Genomic DNA, 21,144 nt, shown 5'->3' on the forward strand with positions numbered 1-21,144 from the left:
ACTATCTCCCAATTTTCAAGAAATTTGACAACGACATTTTTGCGATGCAGTTGCAATCGCTATTGTTACCGCTGCTTTTGTAAAAATATACCGTCTTGTTCGCCGCTCCTACGACAATATTTGTCCCGGGCAGAGCGTTCGCAATGTCGACCTTCGAAGGCATTTGAACAAAACTTGAAGTCGTTGTCGTAACGGTTTTTCCTCCCAACACGGACACTGTGTTCGATGAACTGTCGATCCCTGTGGGCGCGTCGCTTTTTTCGATCTTCCCGCTTTGATGAACATGCGCCTTTCCGTCTGCGTCACCGGGAAGCGATATGCTCGCCGTACCGTCTTTAATTCTTGGATCTGAAACAGCCCCGTCGGGGGCATTTAAGATTTCAACTTTTCCATCGGTCGTTTTCCACGATAACCCGGCCTCTGCGAATCCGCCCGACGCTTTTTCGCCCTTAGCCAGCGCAGCGGTGAACGCACTGTTGTTACTTCGGCTAACGGCGTCATTGATACGGCTGATAACCTCTTTGTTAGGAATTTCTACTTTTGACTCCACAGTGCCCTTGTAAGGCGCTTTTGTTTTCTCAATTTCGTCGGCCTTTCTGTTGTCAGTCACGATGTAAATTCGCCCGTCATCAACACCGTCAGTGCCAATGTGATTGCCTTCGAGATTGTAGAAGTCCCCCGCTACCATTCCAGTCGGATCAGTAAAGCGCAATGGATTATTAATCGAATAACTGTATCGATTCCATGTCGACGGTGTCATCGTGAATCCCGAACCAAGCAACGGGTCAACCCCCGTAAATCTTCCGAGTTCCTTCTTGTACATCCGGGCCTGGGCGTAGTCGAGGTTGGTTTCTTCGTCGTTGAGATAGCCGGTGAAGCCCTGGCGGACGTCGTCGGTGACGTATTGGTCAGTAGTCGATCTGCCGCCGAGGCCGATGATCTCTTCGCCGTAGGGCATGTAGTCTGTCCGCGAAACCACCGTGCCGTTTTCGTTGGTGTTGATGCGGGGCGTGCCGAGATGATCGTTCGTCAGATACTGCACCTGCGGAGTCTGGCTCGGATTCGTCGAGTATTCCGCGACCAGTTTTCCGGCCGCGTCGAAGATGAAGATCACGGTTTCGGTATTCGTCACCTTCTTCACCCTCCGGCCGTCGCCGTCGAAATAGTAGAGCCCGATCGTCTGGTTCGACGAGTTTTTCACTTCTTTCTGTTTATTCTCGGCGTCGTAATTGAAACTCCGCCCCTCGGCGTCGGTCAAAACGTTCCCGGCAGCGTCATATGTGTAACCCTGCCCGCTCGTAAACCGATTGTCGGAAGTGTTGATCGTCGGATTCGAAACCGCCGTATTCGAGAACGACGCCGGAAAACTCGTGTTCGCCTGATCAAAACGCCGGTTGCCGTATCGGTCGAGCGCGTAGGTTTGTTTCCACGCCGACGATCCGCCGGCGGTCTCTTCCGCTGATTTGAGTCTGTTCAACTCGTCATACACGTAGCTTTGATTGAGAACGAGCGGATTCTGGTTGCTTCGCTGGACCGTGATCGTCTGCGACTGGATGTTCCCGTTGTTCTTCGCCGTATTGAGCGTACCGCTTTCGACGACGCCGTAGGTGTAATCGAGTTGCAGCAGATCCGTCGTGTTCTGAACCTTGCCGAGCGCGATCTGCGTTGGCTGAAGGCGTGAGTTGAAGGCCGTCTTCTCCCACGTCCCGTTTCCGAGTTGCAACGACGCGACCGCGCCGGCGGCGGTGTAGGTAAAATGGTTCGCGTAATTCCAAAACGCGTTATTCGCGTTCTTTTGACTCTTTACAGTCTGCAAATCGCCCTCATCGTCGAGCACGGTTTTGACAATCCTTCCCGACGGATATTTCTCTTCAACCATCGCGCCCGAAAGGTTGTAGGTGTACTCCATCTCATTATAGACGATCCCGTCCGTCGTCTGTTTGCTTTTTTTCACCCTGCCGGCAGCGTCGAACTCGGTGTATTCGGTAACCGAGAACGGCGACGAGACCGGACCGGTAGTGACCTTTGTCAGCTTGCCCTTGGCGTGGCTCAGATTGTCGTAAATGTAATGGACAGCCAGCGTCGCGTTGTCGTCGTAGGATCTTTCGGTCACGCGGTTGAGCGCGTCGTAGGCGTACGCGGTCGTGATGTTTCGGGCGTCCTTCTTACTGGTCAAATTTCCGTTCGGGTCATATGCGTAACTTATCGTTCCCGATTCGGGGTTCTGAGCCGTGAGCAGGCGCGAGAGACTGCTGTAGGCAAAGGAGCGGATCTGGTTCGTCGTCACGCCGAGCGGCTGATCGACCTGCGTGAGATTGTTCAACGGATCATAATTGTAGGCCGATCGATAGCCATAAGCGATGGCTGTTCCGGGGAATGTGACCGACACGGTTGATGAATCGGAAGCCGGGACGATCTCCCAAACCTCTTTGAGCTGGCCGAGTCCGTTCGTTCTGCTGATCCGCTGCTTTCCGGCCTGATCCGTGACAAGCGTCCGGTCGGCGTCCGTGTCGGTCGCAACGACGCCGGTCGATGCCGTGTTGCTCCCCCACGGAGCGGGAAGCGCAGCTCCGGTAAACGTCTCGACTTCGGAACGGATGCCCGTGCTCCACGCCTTCGATCTTGTCCAGCCCATCGATTCCTCGCTTCCGGCGTTTGATGAATAACTCGCTCGGTACGGGTTTGACGAAAGCTGATAGGTGTAGCCGCTTACCGTCTTGTACCGCGTCTGAACCTTGATGCCGTCGGTTTCATTTGTCGCCGACTGCGTCGCCGCATCCTCGAGCGTTTTCGTCAGCCTGACTCTTCCAAGCTGATCAAAGAACTGCGTCGAGACCTTGCCGCCGTCACCCTTCGCTGCGACGTCGGCTCTCGTGATGACCCGCCGGTTGACGACGTCATATTCGGTTTGGACCCAAACCTCGTCGTCGGTCCCGACCGCCGAGGCGACCTTCACCGGCCGTCCGAGGTCATCGTAGTAAGTCGCCGTCGAGATGCCGTTGTCGACGTCCGTCGCGAGCGTCGGAAGACCCGTGAAATAGTCGTAACGCATCGCCAAGGTCAGTTTCAGCGCCGAATGGTTCGAGGCCTTCTCGATTTTCGTCGGATAGAGGTTTTCGAGGTTCGGCGAACAGCTCGCCGCGCCGTCGATGCAGCCGTACGTGACGGCGGTCTGGACGCCGTTCGCGTCCGTCGTCACGGTCGGCGCCCCGAAGGCGTTGTATTGGACGCTCGTGATCACGGAATTGGCGGCCGATAGCGGGACCGTCACGTCGCCTTTCGTCGAATCCCAAACGCGCGTTTCCGTCAGATTCCCCTTGTTGTTCGGATCGTCATAGTAGAACTCGGTTCTTGACACGGTCGTGTCGTTCGCGTCCCGCACTTCGCTCGATTTGAGGAGGTTTCGAAGCCGCGGCGCCGAAGGGTTCGCGTAATGGTACGGGCTGTCGGTCGTCGTATCCGAGGCCGGCGGCGCCTGATTGTAGTATTCGCTGACCGTCTTTCTCTTGAGGACCAGGCCAGACGGCAATCCCGTCACCTTCGAAAAGGCCCCCGAACCCGAACGCGGCACCGACGCGTACGGCACCCAGTCGTATTCCCTGACCTCGAGGACGTTCCCGTTCTTGTCGCGGTCGAAGTCCCTGATCGCGGTCAGCACGGGGTTGCCCGAGTTGTCGGCGACCGTCGTCAGTTCGGTCTTGACGTAGGCGTTCACGGGCTGCGAGTTGGCGCCCGTGACCCGCGGCGCGGGGTTCTGCGCCCAGATCCTTTCGACCATCGATCCGTTCGAACTCAGCGTCTTGTACGCATAGCCCTTGAAGTAGCCTTGCGTGTCGCTGACCTCGACGGTGCCGCTCCCGTCGGGACGCAGGACGGAGCCGACACCTCCGGTCGCCGAAGCCGAATAGAACGTCGACTCGGTGACCTCAGTCTGGCCGCCGTCGTATTCCGCCGCGAAAACGAGATCGCGCCGTGTGATTGGGTTGTTGAGGACGTCGAAGCTGGAAAGTACCGGCGCGTTGCCGTCGAGCTGGAAGGAGTAATCGGCCCGCGCTTCCGAAGGAAGCGTGACCGATTTGAGCTCGCCCCAGCCCGAAGTGTAGTTCCCGCTGCCGGGCTGAACGGTTGCGGCGTTGTACGTGAAGACGTATTCGCGGCCGCCCGCCTGTCCGGGGAGAATGATCTTCTCGACCGCCGCGATTGGCTCGAAAAAGGTCCTCGTAGATGTATGCGCCGTTCGCGTTGGATGCGCTCGTCGCCTTGTAGTTGCGGTATACCCAGCAGGTCTTCCAACGGATCTCGGTCTCGACGTCGGCCCCGCCGAACCCGCGCTGGATCACCCGCTGAGTGCCGTTCGCGTCCGTCGTGATGAAGACGAAGTGGCCGGCGCCGTCCTCGATCATTTCCCCGTTAGAGCCGCCGTACGATCCCGGCTTCCAGACAAGTCGGTTGCCGTTCGCGTCCGTCATCCGCTGGCGGATGCCCGGATCGTCGGGCGGGAGGTTTTCGACGGTCGTGCCGCCCGGCATATAAAGCGTCCAGTTCTTGCCGATAATCCCGGCACCGACGTTCTGGCCCGCCGGAACGAACAGCCGCAGGCCCGACCCGTCGTTCGTGTAATAGTTCATTCCCGACGAGGTGATCCCGACGACATCGTGCGAACAACTCGTCCCGCCACCGTTGTAATCGATGTGGGAGGAGACGTGCCTCGACCCGTTCGGGTCGATCGAGAACCAGCCGTCGTCGTATTCGTCGTCGAAGGCGGAACCCGTCCCGTAAGGCCGGAACTCCTTGACGCTGCCGTCCGGCATTTCCATCTCAAGTCGGAAGATATAGCCGTTCCGCCTGTATTCATAGCCGTTTCCGGCGGTGCACTGGGCCTGTTCCTCAAGATTGAACCGGCTCTTGAGGATGAGGCGGAAGCCGCCCGTGTCGAGCTTCCAGCCGGCCTGTTCCGACAACTGCAACAGCTCACGCATATAGTTCGTGTCGCCGGTCTCGCCATAAGTGCCGTCCGTCCTCCGTTCCTGCCTTGAATCCCACAGTTTGCCGTTGTACCTGAGCGAAACCGTGTAGCCGGGGGATGTGCCGCGGCCGGGCGCGAGCGATGCCAAAGGTATCGTCAGCATCAGGTTGCCGTTGTTGAGATTGACGTTCTCGATGTCCGAGATGGAATAGGAGTTCCCCGCGCGGAATCCGCGTTGCGGCTCGCGTTCCTGTCCGAATGACGGCGAAAGCGCTGCAAGGATTGCGATTGCGGCTGTCAAAAAAGCGGTGCGTTTCATTTTCTTTACCTCATTTCAGGTCCCTAGGCAATTGTCCGATGGGTGTTTGGCGACTCCTGCGGTCCGGCTACCTCCGGTAGAAGGCCGGGACCGGGATGTCACCCAAGACTCCGAACTGCTGCTGGCGAAGCGAGCCGTTCGTTGCCGACTGGCGGATGTACCACGTTCCCGTCGATTCTCGCCAGACGGCGAGGTCGGTTTTGCCGTCGCCGTCGTAGTCGTTCTGGACAAGCTTGTCGCCGGAGATTCCCCATTGTGTTTGGGTGACCGTCCCGGTCGAGCTTTCGCGGATGTACCATTTCGTGTCGGAGGGCCGGAAGAGGGCGTAGTCGGCGCGGCCGTCGCCGTCGTAGTCGGACGGGACGGGGACGTCGCCGGCGGTTCCGATGACCGCCGACTGGGTTTGGTTGTTGCTGCTGTTGCGCGAGTAGAAGGTGTTGTTCGACTCCCGACGGACGGCGAGGTCGGCGCGTCCGTCGCCGTCGTAATCGGCGGGCGCGGGTTTGTCGTCAAACAGTCCGTATTGCTGCTCGTAAACCTGATTCGTCGTGCTCAGCAGAATCTTCCAGACGCCGTTCGCGCCGTCCTCGTGATAAACCGCGGGGTCGGTCCGGCCGTCGCCGTCGAAATCGGCCTGCGCCGGACGGTCGCCAGATGCGCCGAGCGTGAAGTTTATGTTGCCGCCGGGTTCCGAGCTCTTCAGTATCCACCAGTCGCCGTTTAGCCAGATCGCGAAATCCGTCTTGCCGTCGCCGTCATAGTCGCCGGGAACCGGCACGTCGTTCGACAATCCCCATTGCTGCGAAGTCGACTGCTGGTTTGCTCCCAAGACCCACCAGACGCCGCTCAAGGGCCGCCAGACGGCAAGATCCGCCGCCGGCGCGGCGTTGGCATGTGCGTCTTCAACGGCTAAAAGCCGCGAACCTGCATACAGATATTCTTTCGCAAGCTGCGGAGTCGGCGTCGGCGTCGGGTCAGGAAGGAAAGGATTGACGCGCCCGAAAAGGGAAGGCTTATAGTTCTGATTCTTCCGCGCAACCATCTCGTCCTTCGCCGATTGTTCGAGAAAACTCATCCCCGTGCCGAAAACGCCGAGCGCGACGACCGAGATGATGAGAATGAGGAGCCAGTTCCGATTTCGGATTTTCGATTTGGGATTTTCGATTGCGGGTTCTGTGATCTTCCGTTTCATATCTTTTTCCTTTGGCGACGAGCGGAAAGGCTCGTCCTTTTTGTTCAACGTTCGCGCGATTCTCCGGCCGGGCCGCACATCGCCGATTGGCGGCGCAGCCGCGTTGGCAGTTGCCGCCGGCGGAAAGGCCGAGCCTTTCCCCACATCCGGGCGGCAAGCCGCACCCGGCAGCCCGAGATTGTCTCGATCTGCGATGTTTGCGGTTGCGCGTTCTGCTTTCGTTGTAATGGTCCGTTTCATAGATCTTTTCTTTCGGCGACGTGCGGAATCGAACGCGCGTCAATCACGACAGCCGTGACGCGCGAAAACAAAAAAAGCCGCGAATCTTATCGCGGCGCGGATGAATTTCGAATTGATTACAGTTGGCTATGGAATCGACTGGAATCGACTGGAATCGACTGGAATCGACTGGAATCGACTGGAATCGACTGGAATCGACTGGAATCGACTGGAATCGACTGGAATCGACTGGAATCGACTGGAATCGACTGGAATCGACTGGAATCGACTGGAAACGGACGACTCTCGTCCGCGAGGGTTTCTGTATTTGGAAGATTTCGCACTTTCGGCCTCCCTCAAAAAGGAGCTTCTGCTCTCTAAACCGCAAACTTCAGAACAAGTAAAACTAACCGACGTCGTTTCGATCCGATGTCAAGAGCTCTTCTCAATGAGCGAGTTCGCACTCCGAAAGAAACAAATCGCCCTGGAATTCTCAGACCGATCGACCACTTTTCCCTCACCGGATTGCCGTCGCCTGTTTGACATGGGTTGACACATACATCTTCGTTAAAATTGCTTGCTGCCCCTTGCTACAAAATCGCCGAGCCTTTAATTTCCGAGCCTCTTGAGCGCGGTCTCGGCGTCCCCGTTCTTGGGATCAAGCTGAAGCGCTTTTTGCTGGTCGGCGCGCGCTTTCGCCTTGTCGCCCATCCGTTCGTAGACGACGCCGCGCCCGAAATACGCCCGCGACGATTTCGGATCGGCGGCAATCGCCGTTTCATACGAAGCAAGCGCGTTGCGGAGCAATTCAGCGGCACGCGCCGGAACGACAAGGCTCGTCACCAAAAGAACACCTCCCCGCGCCTCGTGTGCCTTGGCCGATGTTCGATCGGCCGCGACGGCCTTGTCCGCTTCAGCAAGCGCCGTTGCCAGCTTTGCTTCCGCCGCTTTTGTGTCGCCTTTTTGGGCAACTTCAGCGACCTCGCCGATCATCGCGTCGACCGTTCGGGCGATTTCCTCGGCCCGGCCGCGCCCAGCCGGGATCGGGGGATACTGCGCGTTGTACGGCGCGATGTCGAGCCGCCCGAGCTCTTTCTTCATCCCTTCCTTGTCCCAAGAGGTCGCGACCAGTTTTTCGAAGTCGGCGGCGGCGGCGGTCCGGTTCTTGTTGTAATAATGCGCGAGGCCCCGGCCGTAGAGCGCTCCGGCGTCGTCCGGATTTGCGGCGAGGATCTTTGTGTATTCGGCGACCGCGCGCGGCAAATCGCCCGATTCGCGATAACCATCGGCACGCCCGAGCGGCACGCGCTGTTTCGGATATTTTGTCTCAAAATCGTCGGGAAGCGCCGCGAGCGCATCATAGTCAGCAAAAGCGAGCGCGAATTTCCGGAGCTTTCGGTACGTTTCCGCGCGTTCGATGAATGCGTCGCCGTGGTTTTTCTTGAGCGCGATAGACGCCGTGTAATCCTCGACCGCGAGCTCGAGTTTGCCGAGGTCCCGCTGCATCCGTGCACGCATCAGGTAATTCAGGTGCTTCGAATATCCCGGACCGATCGAGATCGAGGTCGTTATCTGGGCGATCGCTTCGGCTAGGAGTTTGTCGGATGCCGCTTTGTCGCCCTCGGCGCGGCGGCCGGACGAGAGAACCCATTTGTCGGCGGCCTCTTTCGCCAAACCACTCGCGTAGCCGTCTGTCGCGCGTTCGAGCAGTTTTTTCGCATCGGCACGCGACGGTTCAAGTTCGATCGCTTTTTTCGCGTCCGCGATCGCGAGCCCGAACGGCTCCGAATTGTAACCTTCGATATAGGTCAATCCGCGCTGATAGTAGTATTCGGCAACATTCGGGACGAGCGAAACGGCCTTGGAAATATCAGCGACCGCCTTTTGCCAGTCCGGGTCCTGATCCTGCTTGCCGTTGATCCTGAGTTTCGCGAGATCGATGGGTTTGACCTTGTAGGCGCGCAGGTACAAATTGGAACGCAACGCATAGCAGGGTGCCGACGACGGAATTTGTGTGATGCAGTTGGTCGCGGTAGTGATCGCATCGGCGATCCGGTTTGACGCCAATTGGGATTGAATCAGCGGCAAGAAGACCTCTTTGTCACGATTTTCTGTATTGACGGCGGCCACCGGCGTGCTCGGCGCAGTCGATTTCTTCAAAGACCATTTTCCGGTGATGTTCACTTCGTCGCTCATTCGTCTCCGCCAGGTCCCGGCGATCGTATCGCCCGTCAGCCGGCCCTCGAATCGGGTCTCGATGCCGCCCGCGCCGGGGACCGAGAAGTTGATCACGCCGTTGGCATAAACGGTTATTCCGGTGAGGCTGACCGCCCTCGTGTTCGGTTTCACCGTCAGCGCGCCATCGAGTTTGCCTCGATTCTGGCCGAACGCGACGACGATGTCGAAAACCTGCGTCCGCCCGTCGGATTCCATTTTTCCTTCCCAAACGCCGGGAAACGGCCGCTCGTTGGGCTGAAGGCTGGTTTTTCCGACGTCTTGAGCCGAAACCGACGCGACAGCGAACAGGGAAAGAAGGACAAGTTTGAAAACAAGATTTCTCATAATGCCTAAATCGCAAGATTCAACGGCTTTTCGGTTCAACTCGCATCAGATTTGTTCACGCAACGCTCGCTGCTCGTCAGACGAATCGCAAACCAAAGCCGGAATTTCGTCATCTTAGCCCTTCGATGCTATGATTTCACACGATTTCCGTTGATATGAAAAGACTAATCTGGACTTCTTTTTCGATCCTTTTGTTGGCGTATGCGGGCGCATTGGCGCAGGGCGCAAAAACTGACGACAAGGCCGAGGCCGTCTTGAAACGCGCCGTCGAGTCGCTCGGCGGCGAGCGGTATCTGCAGGTCAAGACGCTTTACGCGACCGGGAAATTCAGTATGATGCGCGACGGCGTGATCATCTCGTTTCAGACTTTCACCGATGTTCTGGTCTATCCGGACACGGAACGCACCGACTTCAAGTTCAACGGAGTCAAGAACATCCAAACGAATTACCGGGACGCGGGCTGGATCTTCGACGGCGCGGCGGGCGTCATCAACGTGCAGAACGAACAACAGATCAAGGACTTCAAGCGCGGTTTGAGCGTGAGTCTCGATAATCTCCTGCGCAGCCAGTGGCGCGGCAAGGGCGTTTTGAACTACGTCGGCAAGCGAGAGGCGACGCTCGGCAAGCGCAACGACGTTATCAAACTGACGTACGACGATGGTTTCACGGTCGAGTTCGAGTTTACGGCGGAGGGTCTGCCCGTGAAGGCGATCTACAAACGGACGAATCCGGACGGTGAAGAATCGAAAGAAGAAGATCGTTACGCACAATTCGTCGAGACCAACGGGATCAAGGCGCCGTACATCATCGATCATTTCTCAAACGGCGTGCAGACCTCGCGCATCAACTACATCAATATCGAATTCAACAAGAACGTGCCGGATTCGATATTCGTCAAACCCAACACGCCGAAGGAAGCAAAAAAGGACATCAAACTGTGATCTCGAATTTGGGATTTGGGATTTGGGATTTGGGATTTGGGATTTGGGATTGGTGATTTGGGATTGGTGATTTGGAATTGTTGATTTGGGATATGAGAGGGAACCCATTCCCCGATTTCACAACATTCAACGCGGCTGTGCCGCCAATTGCCAATTTGCGGCACAGCCGCAGGATTGCGGTGACTTTCAAAGGAAAGGCCGAACCCTTCCGCACATCCGGGCGACAAGTCGCAAGTACGGCAAATAGCTCAGCGTCGCCTGCCGGGTTCATTGGGGCAAAACTTCGCGCGTTTTTCCCAAATCGCCGATCGCAAATCCCCAATCCGCTCAATGTCTCACTTGCATATCGCCGTCGCCGGCGGCGATCCGGCCCTTTCGATCGTGGGCGAATTCGTTGACCAGATTCGTGAAAATCTCCGGCTTTTCCTCTTGCGGCACGTGTCCGCAGTTCTTGAGAACGACGAGCCGCGAATGAACGATCGAATTGTAAAGCGTCTCGGCATTGCGGATCGGGATCACAATGTCGTCCTCGCCCCAGACGATCAGCGTCGGCTGATTTATCAGTCCGAGGTCGTGCTCGATCCGGTCGGCGTTCCAATTGCGGCCGGTACGCAAGACGGCGCGATGACCGTCCGCCGCGGCCAAAGGGCGAATGATCGACTCGACGCGGTCCCGCGTGATCAGATGATGATTCACAGGCGCCAGGGTGTTCTGCATTCGGAGCTTGATAAATGTTTTGGAATCAAGAAGAAACGGCGTCATCACCTCGCCGATGCCGGGAACAGAAGCAAGTTTGAGGATCGGATGATTTTTGGGTTCGTCGTTGATCACGGCGTCCACGAGAACGAGTTTTTCGACTCTCTCGGGATAATCGAGCGCGACCGTCAGGACCACCGCGCCGCCGTATGAACTGCCGACAAGCGTCGCCGTGCCGATGCCGAGCCGGTCCATAAACCGAGAGATCATTCGCGCCTGCGACTGGATCGAATAATCGAACCACGCCGGCTTCTCCGAATATCCGAAACCGATCAGATCGAGCGCGACGACGTGAAATCCGGCGTCGGCGAGCTTCGGCGCGACGGTCTTCCAAACGTAAACCGATGCGGTGAACCCGTGAACGAGCAACATTGTCGGCTTTGAACGGTCGCCGAACTCCTGAAAATGGACCTCGGCGCCGTCAACTTCGACAAAGTTCGAATGCTCCGCGTGAACGACGCGGTCGGCGACGTCTTCAAAATTCACAGTCGACGGCCGCGACGCGAGTTTCCAGGCGATCACGCCGCCGATCGCTCCGCCGATTCCCAATGCGATATGTTTCTTCTTCATACGAGTTTCCAAGATCTTGTGAATTGCGTCAGATCCTCACGCAAAGTTCGCGAAGGGCGCAAATTCAATAACGAATCGTCTCAATCTTACACCAAAACGATCCGCGGCTGAACACGACTTTCGTCCGAATCGAATGTTCCGATCGCGAGAAGCGCTCCGGATTCGTCAACGATTCGAACATCCGCCCGGTTCGGGATCGAATCGGCATCAACTCGGGTGCTGAGACCGCTTTTCGTCTTCGCGGCGCGCTCGGCATTGAGTGTCACCGACGGCAAATGCCCGACCGCTTCGTTCATCGCGATCAGATGATCGGCCAAACGATCTTCCGCAACGACTTTTTCAAGCTCTTCCAACGTCAACGCTTTTTCGATGCCGAACTTCCCCGCCCGCGTGCGCCTGAGTTCCGCGAGATGCGCCGCCGAACCGGCGCGACGCGCGATGTCTTCGGCGAGTGTGCGAATGTACGTTCCGGCCGAGCAGGCGACGACCATTCTCAACTCGTCACCCGCCGGTTCCGACATCTCGAGTTTGTGGATCGTCACCGTGACGGCCCGGCGCTCGATCTCGACGCCGGCCCGGGCGAGTTCGTAAAGCTTCTTTCCTTCGACCTTTTTCGCCGAATACATCGGCGGCGTCTGAAGGATCTCGCCGGTGAATTCGCTGGCGACGCTTTGGACTTGCGAAAAGGAGAAAGGAGAATTCCCGCTCTCCGAATCCCGTCTTTCGCCGGTCACGTCGCCGGTGACGGTCTCGAATCCGAATCTGACGACCGCTTCATATTCCTTCTCGTCTTTGTCGAGAAACTGCGCGAGGCGGGTCGCTTTGCCGACGAGGATCACCATCACGCCGGTCGCGAACGGGTCGAGCGTGCCTGTATGGCCGATCTTTTTCGTTTTGAGGATCCGGCGGCAGCGTGCGACGACGTCGTGCGAGGTGATTCCGGCCGGTTTGTCGATGATGAGAAGTCCGTTCATACTTTGGATTCTAGATTTTTGATCTTGCATTTGCGAACGATGAATGCCGACTGTTTGGAATTCAATTCCGGATTCGCGGCTTTCGGGTTAAGATTCTAACGATCAAATGCGAAGAAGAAGTCCAATTCCAGATTCCGAACGCGTCGTTACCGATCCGGAGCGTGCGCGGCGAAAAACGTTCGACCGCGCGGTCAATCTGCTCACCTACAAACCGCGTTCGATCACCGAACTCCGGACGCGCCTGCTCGAAAAAGACTGGACCGATGCGACGATCGTCGACGAGGTGATCGAAAAGCTGACACACTACGGATATCTCGACGATGCGCAGTTCGCCAGATCCTTCGCGGCCTCGCAGATCCGCCAGAAACCGCTCGGGAAAATGGCGCTCAAGATCAAATTGACGCAGCAGAAACTCGACAAGGAAACGGTCGATGCGGCGCTTGAGCAAATTCTTGAAGAGACGCCGGAAGACGAGATCATCGACCGCGCGATCGCCAAGCGTCTTCGGCTCAAAGGCAAGCCCGAAAACCGCGACGACGCGAAGAAGTTTTACGACTATTTGTTAAGACAGGGATTCTCGTACGATCTCGTTGCGTCAAAGATGCGCGAGATCGCGTCGAAGAGTTTCGACGAGGAAGGGTGAGTGCAGAGTATGAGTTACGCGTTCAGGCGTGACCAACATCGTCGTGCGCCGGTGGATCACGCCTGAAGGCGTAACTCATACGGTGCACTCTGCAAGCCAATATGATCAACTACGACGATCGCAAATTCAGATCGGTTGAAAACTCGGATGGCGGCGAAGTTTCCGGCGAAACGACCTTTCATTACCACCAAAAAGAGAACGTCGTCTGGGCCGAATATCGCGGCGGCGAGATCGTCTTCGGAACGCTTATCGCCAAGGCCGCGCCCGATGGATCGCTTGATATGCGTTATCAGCATCTGAATCGCCGCGGCGAACTAATGACCGGCATCTGCCGTTCGGCGCCGGAAGTTCTGGAAGATGGCCGGCTTCTCCTTCACGAAAAATGGCAATGGACCTCAGGCGATTGTTCCGCGGGCGAATCGATCGTCGAAGAAATTTGAAACTTGCGAAAAACACGCGCCGTATCATTTATTTACGAGGGCAACGCTCGGAAGATCAAAGGCGGTAACGTGGACGCGTTGCACTGGGCAAGATGCTCATCCTTATTACAATTCTGATTATCGCGGCAACTGCCGTGTTCCTCGCGACGCGAAAGCGAAAGCTGACCGGATCCGAATCCACCAACAATCTCGAAGCCGCAAATTATCGACCGTTGTTTCAGCCGACGGACGAAGAACTTCGGGCGTTCGAAAACGACGAAACACGTCGTGCGAACGATGCAAGCGCGGCAGTCGAAAAGCAGGAGTTCGAGGCCCGGCTCGCAGCCAGCGAAGCGGTCTGGCGCGACGAACCAACGGCCGGCAACACGGCCGAATTCCTGCGCCTCGCGACGACCGGCGAAAGTTCTGACATCTTCATCGCAGCAACTAAAAAGATCATTCAGTTTTGGCAAGAGAACCGGACAGTGATAACTGCCCGGGATCTGGCTGATTTGTTGGACAGCCATTTCAGATTGCTTCCCCAACAGGAAAGAACTTCCGGAGAGATCTTTGATCTGCGCACGCAGATCGACGAGCTTCGACGCGAAGTCAGAGGAAATTGATCAAGGAGCGTGTGCGTCGGAAGAAACGCACGATCGAACCTTAACTTTCTTGAGGATAATATGGAACAGAATCTAGTCCCGTTGTTCATACTGCTCGGAATTGCAGTCATCGGAATCGGTGTCGCTTGGTACGTCCTCACCAGATTTCTCGTAAACATCGGCGCGACCGAGGTCGGCATCAAGGAACGGCGTTATCTCGGCACGAAAATGGCGCAGGGCCGCGTCGTCGCAACCGACGGCGAGATCGGAATTCAGGCCGAGGTCCTCAAACCGGGATTGCATTTCGTCCTTTACCCGATCGTCCGCGTCGTCCAAAAGGTGCCGCTCGTCGAGATCGGCGCCGACGAACTCGGCATCGTCGAAGCGATCGACGGTGAACCGATGCAGACCGGCAGCATCTTCGCGCCCGACCGAGCTCAGAATGCCCACAACAATTTTCAGGATCCCATCGCCTACATCAAGCAGGGCGGCGTCAAGGGCATTCAACTAAGGACGCTTCCGCCGGGAAAATGGGCGATCCATCCGTACCTTTTCCGAGTTTCGATCGCCAAGGCGACGGTCGTGCCGCCGGGGAAGGTCGGCATCGTCACCTCGGCCGACGGCGCGCCGCTTGATCCGGGCCGTCTTCACGGTCGGGCGATCGCCGAGCACAAGAGTTTTCAGGACGCCGAATCGTTCATCTACAACGGCGGCCAGAAAGGTCCGCAAGTGGAAATCGTAACGCCCGGAACTTACCGCATTCACACCGAATCGAGCTCGCTGAACGATGCGAACGAACGCAAGCCGGGACTTTTCACGGTCAGGATGTTCGACGCGACGGTCATCTCCGAAAATCAGATCGGACTGGTCGAAGCGCTCGACGGGGCGCCGCTCAATCCTCGCGATTACGTCGCGCAGGCGGTCGAGGGCCACGACAATTTTCAAAATTCGAATGGCTTCATCACAAACGGCGGCCAGCGCGGGCCGCAGAAGGACATCCTCCTGCCCGGCACGTACTACATAAATCCGCTCGTCTTCAAGGTCATTCCCGAAAGGGCCGGCGAGGTCAAGCCGGGCGAAGTTGCGGTCATCGTTTCGAACGTCGGCAAGGATCCGACGGATGACATCCGACAGGCGATGGCGGCGAAAATCCGCGAAAAATTGATGCGCGAGGAAGAAGAGCAGATCCATCGCGCGGCGAAACAGCTCGACAAGGTCGACGGTGACGAAACATCGATCGAACAGATCAAGGCCGACCTTCAGGCCGACGGCGATCCGGCCGACAGGCGGCTCGACCAGGGCGCGCATGAAGCCTACGTCGTTCCGGCCGGCTTCCGCGGCATTCAGGAAACGGTCGTCGGGCCCGGAAAATACTACGTCAACACACTCGCGGTCTCGCCGATCATCATTCCGACCACGAATATGACGGTTGAATGGACGGCCGAGAATATGTCGAAATCGTTTGATCCGTTCGCGGTCATTTCCAAGGACGGATTCACGATGCAGCTCGAGGTTCGCGTCGTGTTTCGCGTCAAACCGGAAGACGCGCCGTTTATGGTCGCGAAGATCGGGAGCACTGAAAAACTGATCCAAAACGTGATGCATCCGCTGATCGACTCGATCTTTCGCAATCAGGCGTCGGAATCGTCGGCGATGGCGTATCTGCAGAATCGACACGAAGAGCAGGAGCGCGCCGAAGCCCGCGTCAGGATGCATTTGCTTAAGTACCACGTCGATGTCGTCAACGTTTTGATCTGTCACATACACCTGCCCGAAGAACTGATGGCGACGCAGACGGAGAAGATTCTTGCGGAGCAGAAACAGAATATGTTCAACGCCCAGCGCGAGGCCGAGGTCAAGCGAATCGAGCTCGAAAGGACGAAGGCGCAGGCCGACAGCCAGAAGAACCTGATGGAAGCGACGGTCGGCGTCGATATTTCCGCGAAACGGTCCGAACAGCGCAAGAAAGAAGCTGAGGGCGAGGCCTATTACATCAGCGAAACCGGTAAGGCGGAAGCCGAAAAGATGCGGCTGATCGGCGAAGCCCAGGGCGTCGCGTACAAAGAGCAGGTCAACGCGCTCGGCGCGAACGGCGTCGCGCTCGTCGAAACCCTCAAGGTCATCGGCGAAAAAGGCGTCCGCATCACGCCCGACATTATGGCCTCGGGCGGCGGCGCAAACGGCGACGGCGGCGGGATCGGGACGTTGCTGCTGCTGAATTTGTTCCGCGATCAGATGAAGCGAAACGAGGAAGGCGAAAAGTAAGTTGGTGATTCTGGATTCGGGGTTTGTGAGTTCGCAAACCCCGAACTCAAAATTAAAAGCCCTAGTCAAGTTTCGCTCCACGGCATCCAACCTGTCATGTTAGAATCGTCTTTGCTGGAGATTGATCGAATGAACTTGAAACGCCGCAAAAACAATCCGTCGCCGAATTCAGAGGAAATCGAACGACTAATCAATGAACAGGAATCGAAGCCTTTTGATGCGACGACTCTTTCCGGGTCGTCGGTAACACAGAAGGAACTTGATGATTTTCTCAATTGGCGGCGCGAAACAAAGCGATCGGAAAGGGAGGCCCAGAAGAATTGGCGGTAGTTGTTGATACGGACGTTACCTCATACTTTTTCAAGAGAGACTCGCGATCTGAACTTTACAGACCTTACGTTCACCAGGAATTCCTGTTTCTATCGTTTATGTCATTCGCGGAATTGATGTATTGGGCCGAATCGGCAAACTGGGGGCCGAAACGCCGGAATGAGCTCTCGGAATATCTGCGCCGATTCTCAATCGTTCACTCGAACCAGAAAATTTGTGAAATTTGGTCCTCAGTTGTCGCCGAGGGCCGCCAAAACGGTCGCATCATCGCTGGTTCCGATGCTTGGGTTGCGTCGGCGGCGATGTTTCTGCGAATCCCGTTGGTGACCCACAACGCTTCGGACTTTGAAGGTGTTTCAGGATTGGATATCATTTCCGTGAGCAAGTTATGAAAGGACACGAAATCAGACAGAAGTTTCTCGAGTATTTCGAGCGCAACGGACACAAGATCGTCCATTCGTCGCCGCTTTTGCCGGCGAACGATCCGACGCTTTTGTTTACGAACGCGGGAATGAATCAGTTCAAGGACGTCTTCACCGGCGTCGAAAAACGCGATTACACGCGGGCCGTCTCGTCGCAGAAATGCATCCGCGCCGGCGGCAAGCACAACGACCTCGACGAAGTCGGCAAAACCGCGCGGCATCATACGTTTTTCGAAATGCTTGGCAATTTCTCGTTCGGTGACTATTTCAAGGAAGACGCGATTCGGTTTGCCTGGGATTTCCTTGTCAACGAACTGAAGCTCGATCCGAGGCGTTTGTGGTTTTCAGTCTTCGAAGGTGACGCTGAAGTTCCGGCCGACGACGAAGCGCGCGCGCTTTGGATAAAGGCCGGCGCGCCAGCGGATCGGGTTCTCGGCTTCGGCCGCAAGGACAACTTCTGGCAAATGGGCGAAACCGGACCGTGCGGGCCGTGTTCCGAGATCCATTATTATATGGGCGACTCGCCCGACGATCCGGAAAAGAATCATCCGAAGTTCGTCAACGGTCACGGCGACACGACAATGGAGATCTGGAATCTCGTCTTTATGCAGTTTGAGCGCAGCGAGGTTTCGAAGGGCGTTTTCGAACTCAAGCCGCTTCCCGCGCCCTCTGTCGATACCGGCGCCGGTTTGGAACGCGTCGCGGCCGTTCTTCAGGGTGTTTCAACGAATTACGAGACGGATCTGATCAAGCCGATCATCGATTTTGCTGCGAACCTCGCGGGCGTTCCGTACGCGTACGAGTCGGCGGCAGGATTCGCGCTCCGCGTCATCGCCGACCACGCGCGTACGACCGCGTTCGCGATCGCCGACGGCATTCTGCCCGGCAACGAAGGCCGCAATTACGTTTTGCGCAAGATCATGCGCCGCGCGATCTATTACGGCCGCGAGCATCTCGGGTTCGAAGGAATGTTCTTCAACAAGGTCTGCGATTTCGTCGTCGATCAGATGAAGGAAGCGTATCCGGAACTCGAGGTCCAGCGCGGTTTTATCGGCAAAATGGTGCGGCTCGAGGAAGAGCGCTTCGGCGCGACGCTGACCGTCGGGCTCAAGAAACTCGCAGAGGTTTTTGACAACAACGAATCGCCGGATTTCATCGAATTCGCCAAACTTTACGACACATTTGGGACGCCGCGCGATCTGATCCGCGTCTCGCTCGAACATCGCGGAATCAAGTTCGAAGAAAGCGAGTTTGACGACAGATTCAACTCGGCAATCGATGAACTCCAAAAAACATCGGACATCGGCAAAACGAAACAGGCCGAAAAGATCAATCCGATCTACGCGGCGCTCGCCGATGCGGGCTTGAGATCAACGTTCCGCGGATACGAAACTACCGAGATCGAAGCCGCTAAAGTCATCGCGATCGTCAGGAACGATATCCGCGTCGATTCCCTCGATGAAGGCGAAGAAGGCCTGATCATCCTCGACGAAACGCCGTTTTACGCCGAATCCGGCGGTCAGGTCGGAGACTCCGGTGTTATCAGTGAGCCGTTAGCGGTGAGCAGTCAGAATGCGTCTGCTCACCGCTCACCGCTCACCGCTCACGTGTTCGACACCTTCGCTCCCGTCGCGGGGATCGTACTTCATAAGTCCAAAGTCGAGCGCGGTTCGATCAAGGTCGGCGAAACGGTGACGGCGACGGTCGATGCCGCGAAACGCGACGCGACGCGGCGCAATCACACGGCGACACATCTCGTTCACGCGGCACTCAGAGAAGTTCTCGGGACGCACGTCAAACAGGCCGGATCGGTCGTCGGGCCGCAGTTTCTGCGTTTCGACTTCACGCATTATCAGGCGATCACCGACCTGGAAATGCAGGAGATCGAGAACCTCGTTAACCGACATATATTGAAGAACGAACCCGTCAATACCGATGTGATGTCGATCGAGGACGCGATGCGCACCGGCGCGGTCGCGCTCTTCGGCGAAAAATACGGTTCGGCGGTGCGCGTGCTTTCGGTCGGCGGCGGTGAATTCTCGCGCGAGCTTTGCGGCGGAACCCACGTCCGCGCGACCGGCGACATCGGATCGTTCAAGATCGTCTCCGACGAAGCGATCGCCTCGGGCGTGCGGCGGATCCGTGCGATCACGGGCACCGACGCGTTCGCGCGTTTCCGCGAAGACGAACGATTGATCGACCGATCGCTTCAGGCGCTCAAGACGCAGCGCGATAACCTGCCGAGCGCGATCGAAAAACTTCAGGATGAACTCAAGAAGGCGCGCCGTGAAAACGACGAACTCAAAATGAAGATCGCGACCGGCGCGGCCGGCGGCGGCCCGACCGGCGATGAGCCGCGCGAGGTCAATGGGGTGAAAGTGATCGCAAAGGTCGTCGAAGGGCTCGACAAGGGCGGGATGCGGCATCTTTCGGACACCCTGATGGCTAAGTTGAAATCGGGCGTCGTGTTGCTCGGACGCGCCGAAGACGACAAGGTCTCGTTCATCGTCCGCGTTTCGGACGATCTGACGGCCCGCGTCAAAGCCGGGGCGATCGTCCAGCAGATCGCGCCGATCGTCGGCGGGCGCGGCGGCGGAAAACCCGATATGGCCGAAGGCGGCGGAACCGACGCGAGCAAACTCGCCGAAGCGCTCGAAGCAAGCCACAAGGTCATCGCGGCGATGTTAGTGCACAGTGCATAGTGCTTAGTGCAGAGTGCATAGTGCAAACTGGTTCTGCACTATGCACTCTGCACTATGCGCTCTGCACTCTCCCTACATCCGTTTTCGCGCTTGGACAATAAACGATCTGAACATTTCGGCTTCGTTCGCGTCGGGAAAGATCTCAAGGAATTCCTCGTAGACCTTGATCGCCTCGGCCCATTTTCCGGCGCGTTCGTAACAGTCGCCGAGCATTTGATAGATCGTGATCGCATCGGGCGCTCCGGAAAGCTGTTGGACGGCTTTGCGCAGTTCTCCGGCCGCAAGCAGGTAACTGGCCGCCTCCGCGTCCGGATCGCCCTCGGCGGCGAATCCCTCGGCTTGTTCTTTGTAAAGCAAACCAAGTCCCGTATGTGCTTCGGGCTGAATTCCCTTTCCTTCTGCAATCGACCGCTTGAATGCCGCGATCGCTTTTTCGGTTTGACCGTCGTCCTTGTAGATCCTGCCTTCGACGGCCGATGCGAGCGCAAAGCCCGGCCGCAGACGGCGGGCAGATCGAATCGAATTCAACGCTTCTTCGGTGTCGCTGAGATTCGCCTGTTGTCGGGCAAGACCGATGAAAGCGTCGGGAAAATTCGGACGAAGCTTGATCGCCTTTTGATATAGTTCGACCGCCTTTTCTTTGTCCGTTTCGAGTTCGGCGTTTTGGAACGCAAGTTCGGCCTCATCGGTCGTTTTCACGAGCGCGACCTTTATCTCGCCTTTTTGCGCCGGCAGGAGGTTCTGCGTCACTTCCTTGAATCCGACGGCGCGAACGCGAAGTTTGTGCCTTCCGACCGCGAACGTCCGAAACGTGATCTTCCCGTTCGTGCCCGTCTTGCCGTAGGCGACATCATCGATCCAAACATACGCGTCCGGTTCAGAAACAACCGTCAGAACACGCGTTGACTGCCCCAAAGCAGCGATCGGGAGCATCAGAAGCAGAATCATCAAAACTCGGAATCTCATCATCGTTTTTCGATTATAGAGCGACTCTTTCGGTTGCCCCAACGTTTTTCGATTCGTTTTGCCGATTTTTCCTTTTCGAAGGCGGAGCCGAAACCGAAAATCGATGCGAAAACCGAAACAATGCTTGATTTTTTCGTTTCAGAAACTATAATCAATCATTCGTGGCTGGGTAGCTCAGCTGGTTAGAGCGCGGGATTCATAACCCCGAGGTCGGGAGTTCAAGTCTCCCCCCCGCCACCATTGAATTTGGACACTTCGCGTAACTTCGCAAGTGTCCTTTTTAAGTCTCGTGTGTC

Annotated in this window: 15 protein-coding genes and 1 tRNA gene; 8 read left to right on the forward strand and 8 right to left on the reverse strand. The window is 56.9% G+C overall.

The genetic code is table 11. The features are described from left to right. Position 1 precedes the first annotated feature (1 nt). The 5 genes from IPN69_23145 to IPN69_23165 form a co-directional block, all read right to left on the reverse strand. Complete coding sequence (locus IPN69_23145; protein MBK8813606.1) at positions 2–3,778, reverse strand: hypothetical protein; 3,777 nt, start codon at positions 3,776–3,778, stop codon at positions 2–4. A 148-nt stretch (positions 3,779–3,926) separates the two neighbouring features. After that, positions 3,927–5,285 carry a hypothetical protein gene (locus IPN69_23150; protein ID MBK8813607.1) on the reverse strand — a complete coding sequence of 453 codons (1,359 nt, stop codon included), beginning with the start codon at positions 5,283–5,285 and terminating at the stop codon, positions 3,927–3,929. A gap of 67 nt (positions 5,286–5,352) precedes the next feature. Continuing rightward, the gene (locus IPN69_23155) at positions 5,353–6,477 is read right to left on the reverse strand and encodes a VCBS repeat-containing protein (protein MBK8813608.1); all 1,125 of its coding nucleotides are present in this window, start codon (positions 6,475–6,477) and stop codon (positions 5,353–5,355) included. Positions 6,478–6,833: 356 nt separating this feature from the next. After that, on the reverse strand, positions 6,834–7,040 hold the full coding sequence (locus IPN69_23160; protein MBK8813609.1) for a hypothetical protein: 207 nt from the start codon (positions 7,038–7,040) through the stop codon (positions 6,834–6,836). A gap of 265 nt (positions 7,041–7,305) precedes the next feature. Next, positions 7,306–9,258: a tetratricopeptide repeat protein gene (locus IPN69_23165; GenBank protein MBK8813610.1), complete on the reverse strand. Its 1,953-nt coding sequence runs from the start codon at positions 9,256–9,258 to the stop codon at positions 7,306–7,308. A gap of 155 nt (positions 9,259–9,413) precedes the next feature. Here IPN69_23165 and IPN69_23170 point away from each other — a divergent pair, with 155 nt between their 5' ends. Next, positions 9,414–10,199 carry a hypothetical protein gene (locus tag IPN69_23170; protein MBK8813611.1) on the forward strand — a complete coding sequence of 262 codons (786 nt, stop codon included), beginning with the start codon at positions 9,414–9,416 and terminating at the stop codon, positions 10,197–10,199. Positions 10,200–10,526: 327 nt separating this feature from the next. Here the strand turns inward: IPN69_23170 and IPN69_23175 are convergent, their stop codons facing one another. Together IPN69_23175 and truB are read right to left on the reverse strand one after the other, a co-directional pair. After that, entirely contained in the window at positions 10,527–11,525 is a 999-nt protein-coding gene (locus tag IPN69_23175) for an alpha/beta hydrolase (GenBank protein ID MBK8813612.1), read from the reverse strand. Between the two features lie 86 nt (positions 11,526–11,611). Further along, positions 11,612–12,499 (reverse strand): tRNA pseudouridine(55) synthase TruB, encoded by an 888-nt coding sequence (truB, locus tag IPN69_23180; GenBank protein MBK8813613.1) that lies wholly within the window; start codon positions 12,497–12,499, stop codon positions 11,612–11,614. 106 nt (positions 12,500–12,605) lie between these two features. Here truB and IPN69_23185 point away from each other — a divergent pair, with 106 nt between their 5' ends. The 6 genes from IPN69_23185 (at position 12,606) to alaS (ending at position 19,882) form a co-directional block, all read left to right on the forward strand. Then, entirely contained in the window at positions 12,606–13,142 is a 537-nt protein-coding gene (locus tag IPN69_23185; GenBank protein ID MBK8813614.1) for a RecX family transcriptional regulator, read from the forward strand. Between the two features lie 101 nt (positions 13,143–13,243). Beyond that, entirely contained in the window at positions 13,244–13,582 is a 339-nt protein-coding gene (locus IPN69_23190) for a n-acetylglutamate synthase (protein ID MBK8813615.1), read from the forward strand. A 92-nt stretch (positions 13,583–13,674) separates the two neighbouring features. Further along, positions 13,675–14,184, forward strand: coding sequence for a hypothetical protein (locus tag IPN69_23195; GenBank protein MBK8813616.1), 510 nt, complete (start codon positions 13,675–13,677; stop codon positions 14,182–14,184). Between the two features lie 60 nt (positions 14,185–14,244). Then, positions 14,245–16,428, forward strand: a complete 2,184-nt coding sequence (locus IPN69_23200) for a hypothetical protein (protein ID MBK8813617.1) — start codon at positions 14,245–14,247, stop codon at positions 16,426–16,428. Between the two features lie 320 nt (positions 16,429–16,748). Further along, positions 16,749–17,150 carry a PIN domain-containing protein gene (locus IPN69_23205; GenBank protein ID MBK8813618.1) on the forward strand — a complete coding sequence of 134 codons (402 nt, stop codon included), beginning with the start codon at positions 16,749–16,751 and terminating at the stop codon, positions 17,148–17,150. Next, complete coding sequence (alaS, locus tag IPN69_23210; protein ID MBK8813619.1) at positions 17,147–19,882, forward strand: alanine--tRNA ligase; 2,736 nt, start codon at positions 17,147–17,149, stop codon at positions 19,880–19,882. Before IPN69_23205 ends, alaS begins: the two co-directional genes overlap by 4 nt. A gap of 72 nt (positions 19,883–19,954) precedes the next feature. Here the strand turns inward: alaS and IPN69_23215 are convergent, their stop codons facing one another. Then, positions 19,955–20,848 carry a tetratricopeptide repeat protein gene (locus tag IPN69_23215; protein ID MBK8813620.1) on the reverse strand — a complete coding sequence of 298 codons (894 nt, stop codon included), beginning with the start codon at positions 20,846–20,848 and terminating at the stop codon, positions 19,955–19,957. 163 nt (positions 20,849–21,011) lie between these two features. Here IPN69_23215 and IPN69_23220 point away from each other — a divergent pair. After that, positions 21,012–21,088, forward strand: a tRNA-Met gene (locus tag IPN69_23220). Positions 21,089–21,144: the final 56 nt, after the last annotated feature.

The sequence above is a fragment of the Acidobacteriota bacterium genome (genome assembly GCA_016715115.1).
GTDB lineage: Bacteria > Acidobacteriota > Blastocatellia > Pyrinomonadales > Pyrinomonadaceae > JAFDVJ01.